The sequence below is a fragment of the Streptomyces roseus genome, from assembly GCF_001044425.1.
GTDB lineage: Bacteria > Actinomycetota > Actinomycetes > Streptomycetales > Streptomycetaceae > Streptomyces > Streptomyces roseus.
This window is the reverse complement of sequence record NZ_LFML01000096.1, coordinates 1-1,860: the sequence shown is the minus strand read 5'-3', so window position 1 is coordinate 1,860 and position 1,860 is coordinate 1. Positions and strand designations below refer to the sequence as shown.

The following is a 1,860-nucleotide window of genomic DNA, read 5'->3' as shown; positions in this document are numbered from 1 at the left end:
TTCAGAACTAACACAGTGGACGCGAGCAACTGAGGACAAGCCCTCGGCCTATTAGTACCAGTCAGCTCCACCCGTTACCGGGCTTCCACATCTGGCCTATCAACCCAGTCGTCTACTGGGAGCCTTACCCTCTCAAGGAGGTGGGAATACTCATCTTGAAGCAGGCTTCCCGCTTAGATGCTTTCAGCGGTTATCCCTCCCGAACGTAGCCAACCAGCCATGCCCTTGGCAGGACAACTGGCACACCAGAGGTTCGTCCGTCCCGGTCCTCTCGTACTAGGGACAGCCCTTCTCAATATTCCTACGCGCACAGCGGATAGGGACCGAACTGTCTCACGACGTTCTAAACCCAGCTCGCGTACCGCTTTAATGGGCGAACAGCCCAACCCTTGGGACCGACTCCAGCCCCAGGATGCGACGAGCCGACATCGAGGTGCCAAACCATCCCGTCGATATGGACTCTTGGGGAAGATCAGCCTGTTATCCCCGGGGTACCTTTTATCCGTTGAGCGACGGCGCTTCCACAAGCCACCGCCGGATCACTAGTCCCGACTTTCGTCCCTGCTCGACCCGTCGGTCTCACAGTCAAGCTCCCTTGTGCACTTACACTCAACACCTGATTGCCAACCAGGCTGAGGGAACCTTTGGGCGCCTCCGTTACCCTTTGGGAGGCAACCGCCCCAGTTAAACTACCCATCAGACACTGTCCCTGATCCGGATCACGGACCGAGGTTAGACATCCAGCACGACCAGAGTGGTATTTCAACGGCGACTCCACCATGACTGGCGTCACGGCTTCAAAGTCTCCCACCTATCCTACACAAGCCGAACCGAACACCAATATCAAACTGTAGTAAAGGTCCCGGGGTCTTTCCGTCCTGCTGCGCGAAACGAGCATCTTTACTCGTAGTGCAATTTCACCGGGCCTATGGTTGAGACAGTCGAGAAGTCGTTACGCCATTCGTGCAGGTCGGAACTTACCCGACAAGGAATTTCGCTACCTTAGGATGGTTATAGTTACCACCGCCGTTTACTGGCGCTTAAGTTCTCAGCTTCGCACACCCGAAAGTGCACTAACCGGTCCCCTTAACGTTCCAGCACCGGGCAGGCGTCAGTCCGTATACATCGCCTTACGGCTTCGCACGGACCTGTGTTTTTAGTAAACAGTCGCTTCTCGCTGGTCTCTGCGGCCACCCCCAGCTCACGGAGTAAATCCGATCACCAGTGATGGCCCCCCTTCTCCCGAAGTTACGGGGGCATTTTGCCGAGTTCCTTAACCATAGTTCACCCGAACGCCTCGGTATTCTCTACCTGACCACCTGAGTCGGTTTAGGGTACGGGCCGCCATGAAACTCGCTAGAGGCTTTTCTCGACAGCATAGGATCATCCACTTCACCACAATCGGCTCGGCATCAGGTCTCAGCCTTATATGAGGGACGGATTTGCCTACCCCTCGGCCTACACCCTTACCCCGGGACAACCACCGCCCGGGCTGGACTACCTTCCTGCGTCACCCCATCGCTTACCTACTACAAGTCTGGTTCGTCGGCTCCACCACTTTCCATTCCCCGAAGGGTCCGGAACGGCTTCACGGACTTAGCATCGCCTGATTCGATATTGGGCGTTTCAAAGCGGGTACCGGAATATCAACCGGTTGTCCATCGACTACGCCTGTCGGCCTCGCCTTAGGTCCCGACTTACCCTGGGCAGATCAGCTTGACCCAGGAACCCTTAGTCAATCGGCGCACACGTTTCTCACGTGTGTATCGCTACTCATGCCTGCATTCTCACTCGTGAACCGTCCACAACTAGCTTCCGCTGCTGCTTCACCCGGCACACGACGCTCCCCTACCCATCACA

Annotated in this window: 1 rRNA gene; it reads right to left on the bottom strand. The window is 56.4% G+C overall.

The features are described from left to right. Positions 1 to 31: 31 nt before the first annotated feature. Positions 32 to 1,860: ribosomal RNA gene (locus ACS04_RS22920) — 23S ribosomal RNA — on the bottom strand; the annotation flags it as partial.